This window comes from Dehalococcoidales bacterium (assembly GCA_030698765.1).
Taxonomy (GTDB): Bacteria; Chloroflexota; Dehalococcoidia; order Dehalococcoidales; family UBA2162; genus JAUYMF01.
Genome location: JAUYMF010000067.1, coordinates 1 through 4,586, shown reverse-complemented (window position 1 = coordinate 4,586; position 4,586 = coordinate 1). Strand labels below are relative to the sequence as shown.

Here is a 4,586-nt window from a genome sequence, read left to right as displayed (position 1 = left end):
GCCATTCCGCCACTTCGGCAAGCACCAATTAACTCTAGCTTATTTACCATTATTCGTCAACCCGCCCACCGCTAAATTGACCGGGACCAGTAATTCCGTTTAATATATAAACTGGTCATCACTAAAACTAAAGGGGGGCCTATTGTACCAAAAAAGTGTACTGGATAACGGCCTGCGTGTTATTAGCAGCACTATGCCTCATACCCGGTCAGTATCAGTCTATCTCCTTTTTGGAACCGGTTCCAGGCACGAGATTGAAACTCAAGCTGGTATTTCACATTTTATCGAGCACCTGTGCTTTAAGGGCACTCCCAAACGAACTACCGCCAAAGATATTTCGGAGGCAATAGCGGGGGTGGGGGGAATCCTTAACGGCGGCACTGATAAGGAACTAACCCTTTACTGGTGTAAAGTAGCCCAACCCCACTTCCAACTGGCCCTGGACGTGATCACGGACATGGTGCTCCATTCCAGGTTTGACCCCGCAGATATCGAGAAAGAGCGCCAGGTCATCATCGAAGAAATCAACATGAGCAAGGACACCCCGGCACAGCAGGTCAATCTGCTGATTGATGAACTTTTATGGCCGGGACATCCTCTGGGACGTGACATCGCCGGCAGCAAGGAAACAATGGCTGCCATCTCCAGGGAAATGCTCCTTGACTACCATAGAAAAAAATATCTGCCCGGCAACGCCGTAGTTGCTATTGCCGGCAATATAACGCATCAGGAAGCCGTAACTGCGGTAAGCCAGTCCGTAGCTGAGTGGAGCAACCGGCAATCTCACCTTGAATATTCCGCTTATCAGGAACAACCGAACCCACGTTTACAGGTGGAGCAAAGAGACACGGAGCAAGCCCACCTGTGCCTGGCACTGCCCGGACTGTCCCTGCTCCACCCTGAACGCTTCGCTCTTGACCTGCTCAATACCGTCCTCGGGGAGGGGATGAGCAGTCGCCTTTTTACTGAAATACGGGACAATCTGGGACTTGCTTACAGTATTAACAGCTATACAGACCATTTCCTTGATTCCGGATCGGTGATTGTCTACGCCGGAGTAGAGCCGAAAAACCTGGAAGCAGTTATCAAAGCAATTACCAGAGAGCTTTCCCGCCTCAAGGAGACAATCTCTGATACCGAACTGCATAAAGCTAAGGAGCTTGCCAAGGGACGTATGCTATTACGCATGGAGGATACCCGCAATGTTGCCGGCTGGATGGGCGGTCAGGAGATTCTTATGAATCGCATCCTCAGTCCGGAGCAGGTAATCTCAATTATTGACAACATCACGGCTGACAAGCTCAATCAATTAGCCCGGGAACTGATGGTCAGTGAGCGACTGCGCCTGGCGGTAGTCGGCCCCGTCACTGATAACGCGCCACTGGAAGCTCTATTGAACTTATAAGATAAACCTTACTTCGACCAGTCGGCAACAAAAAAGAGCCACAGCCCGCGGGCTGTGGCTCTTTGCATTCACTCGGAAGAGGGAATGATTAATACATGCCCTCCATTCCACCCATACCACCCATACCACCCGGCGGCATGGCCGGCGCTTTATCCTTTTCCGGCGCATCAGTTACCAGAGCTTCGGTAATCAGCACCATTGCCGCAATACTGGCCGCGTTCTCCAGGCTGGACCTGACCACCTTGGTCGGGTCAATGATACCCCTGGCTACCATATCGCCAAACTCGTCAGCAGCCGCATCATAACCAACGCCGGGCGGGCTCTTCTTAACCGCATCCATAATCACCGAGCCATCTTTACCAGCGTTCTCCGCAATCCAGCGAATTGGCTCCGCCACTGCCTTTCTGATAATATCGACACCCGTAGCCTCGTCACCGCTGAGCTTTAGCTTGTCCAGGACGGGCAGAGAATTGAGCAGGGCGACCCCGCCACCGGGCAGAATACCCTCTTCCACCGCCGCCCTGGTCGCTGACAGGGCATCCTCAACCCGGTGTTTCCTTTCTTTAAGTTCAACTTCAGTAGCCGCGCCCACTTTGATGACCGCCACTCCGCCGGCCAGCTTGGCCTGCCTTTCCTGAAGTTTCTCCCGGTCAAAATCGGAGGTTGTTTCTTCAATCTGGGCTTTAATCTGCTTTATCCGCGCCTGAATGGCTTCATCCGAGCCTTTCCCCTCGACGATGGTGGTATTGTCCTTGTCGACGGTAACCCGCCGAGCTTGACCCAAGTCTTCTATGGTAACCGAGTCCAGTTTACGTCCTATCTCTTCTGAGATTATCTGACCGCCGGTAATGATAGCCATATCTTCCAGCATCGCCTTACGCCGGTCACCAAAACCGGGCGCCTTAACGGCGATAACGTTAATGGTACCCCGCAGCTTGTTAACTACCAGAGTCGCCAGGGCTTCACCATCAACATCCTCGGCAATAATCAGCAGATTTTTTGACGCCTGCAGGATTTTCTCCAGCGCGGGCAGAAGGTCAGATACCGCCGAGATTTTCTTGTCCGTTATCAGGATATAGGGGTCTTCAATCACGGCTTCCATCCGCTCCGCATTAGTGATGAAATACGGACTGATATAGCCGCGGTCAAACTGCATGCCCTCTACATATTCCGTTTCATAGCGGGTGCCTTTAGACTCCTCAACCGTGATAACGCCATCCTTGCCGACTTTTTCCATCACCTCAGCAATTAAATTACCAATTTCCTTGTCCTTGGCGGTAATGGTGCCGACCTGGGCAATCTGCTCCTTACCCTTCACCTCGGTAGATACTCGCTTAAGCTCTGCAATAATCGCCTGTGTTGCCTGCTCAACACCCTTCTTAAGGGCCAGAGGTTCGGCTCCAGCAGCGATATTCTTAAATCCTTGAGTAATAATAGCGTGAGCCAGAACTGTTGAAGTCGTCGTACCGTCACCACAGGCATCATTGGTCTTGGTGGCGGCTTCCTTGACCAGCTGTACCCCCATGTTCTCCAGGGGGTCAGGAAGCTCGATCTCCTTGGCGATAGTAACCCCGTCATCAATCACTGACGGCGCACCCCATTTCTTATCCAGCGCCACGGGGTGGCCTTTAGGCCCCAGGGTCACTTTGACCGCGTCAGCCAGGGTGTCTATCCCTTTCTTCAGGGCACGCCTGACATCTTCACCAAATATAATCTGTTTTGCCATTCATATCCTCCTTACCTTTATTCAATAAGGTTACTTAGTTTTTTTAGCTAAGATATCGCTCTCGCGTAAAATCATTACCTCTTCACCATCGACCTTGATCTCAGTACCTCCGTAGCGGGCATAAAGCACGATATCCCCCACCTTAACATCCATGGCTATCCGGTTCCCATCTTCGGATAATCTCCCCGGACCAACCGCCAGGACCTCTCCTTCCTGAGGTTTCTCTTTGACCGTATCGGGTAATACAATCCCTCCCTTGGTCACCTCCTCCCTTTCAATAGGCTTGACCACCAGGCGGTCAGCCAACGGCTCAAGTTTAATTGCCATTCTAGTCCTCCTTCATAATAAGTTTAATCGCCAGCCGTGCAGGCAATTGATTAGCACTCTCACCCTTAGACTGCTAATCTTTATAATAGCGCAGAGTAGCTCAGGGCTGCAACCTAGCGGGTGTATATCTACAGACAGCTACGGTGATTAAGACGCATTGGTAAAGATTAAGTGAACTCGAATAACCCTATTATCTTTAAAATACTCGCCTCACTGCTCAGATTGTAATCAAGTAACCGGGTTGAAGCAGTCTTGCTGGACTGCTATAATCTAGCGATGATTATTGACTTTCACACCCATATCTTCCCCCCCCGGATAAAGAAGAACCGCAGCCATTATGTTAACAGTGACGCCTGTTTTGCCATCATGTATTCTTCCCCTGACGCCAGGATGGCCACCGCCGATGAACTCATCGCCAGTATGGATAAAGACGGCATTGATATTTCAGTAGTGCTCAATATCGGCTGGACAACCCACGAGCTATGTGTCGAGACTAATGACTACATACTGGAAGCCATCGCGCGCTATCCGGAACGCCTGGCAGGATTCTGCTCAGTCCAATTACGGTCACTTGACGCTGCCCTAGCTGAGATTGAGCGTTGCGTCCGGGGTGGGATAAGCGGAGTGGGTGAGATGAGACCGGACATACAGCTACTTGACTTCCGGGATATTGAACTGATGCAACCATTTGCTGAGATGATGCGCAAACATAACCTGATACTGCTGACTCACGCCTCTGAGCCGGTAGGACATCAGTACCCGGGCAAGGGCAGCATTACCCCGGAGGTACTCTATCCCCTCATCACCGGTTTTCCGGAGCTAACCATTGTTTGCGCCCACTGGGGTGGAGGTTTACCATTCTATGCCCTGATGCCGGAGGTGAAAAGAGAAATGAGTCATGTTTTTTTTGACACGGCGGCTTCGCCTTTTCTTTACAACCCCCAGGTATATAAGCAGGTCATCCAGATGGTAGGAGCGGATAAGATCCTTTTCGGCAGCGACTACCCTTTGCTCAGACCGGACCGTCTGCTCAAAGAAATCCGTGCCCTGGACTTACCCGAAGAAACAGAACACCAGATATTATCAGGCAATGCCCGGAAGTTACTTAAACTCAAAAGTAATGCGGTC

4 protein-coding genes are annotated in these 4,586 nt (G+C 51.2%); 2 read left to right on the top strand and 2 right to left on the bottom strand.

Features of this window, described 5'->3' with window-relative positions:
• Positions 1 to 142: 142 nt before the first annotated feature.
• Positions 143 to 1,405, top strand: coding sequence for a pitrilysin family protein (locus Q8Q07_03220; protein ID MDP3879304.1), 1,263 nt, complete (start codon positions 143 to 145; stop codon positions 1,403 to 1,405).
• 88 nt (positions 1,406 to 1,493) lie between these two features.
• Here the strand turns inward: Q8Q07_03220 and groL are convergent, their stop codons facing one another.
• Positions 1,494 to 3,131, bottom strand: coding sequence for a chaperonin GroEL (gene groL, locus Q8Q07_03215; protein MDP3879303.1), 1,638 nt, complete (start codon positions 3,129 to 3,131; stop codon positions 1,494 to 1,496).
• Positions 3,132 to 3,161: 30 nt separating this feature from the next.
• The gene (gene groES, locus Q8Q07_03210) at positions 3,162 to 3,458 is read right to left on the bottom strand and encodes a co-chaperone GroES (protein ID MDP3879302.1); all 297 of its coding nucleotides are present in this window, start codon (positions 3,456 to 3,458) and stop codon (positions 3,162 to 3,164) included.
• A 252-nt stretch (positions 3,459 to 3,710) separates the two neighbouring features.
• On the opposite strand from groES, the gene Q8Q07_03205 reads away from it, so the two are divergent.
• Positions 3,711 to 4,586: amidohydrolase family protein (locus tag Q8Q07_03205; GenBank protein ID MDP3879301.1), on the top strand; the 876-nt coding region annotated here is incomplete at its 3' end.

What these genes read in the sequence shown, in the direction of transcription:
- groL (MDP3879303.1), bottom strand. Translation starts at nt 3,131, where the DNA reads ATGGCAAAACAGATTATATTTGGTGAAGATGTCAGGCGTGCCCTGAAG.
- groES (MDP3879302.1), bottom strand. Translation starts at nt 3,458, where the DNA reads ATGGCAATTAAACTTGAGCCGTTGGCTGACCGCCTGGTGGTCAAGCCT.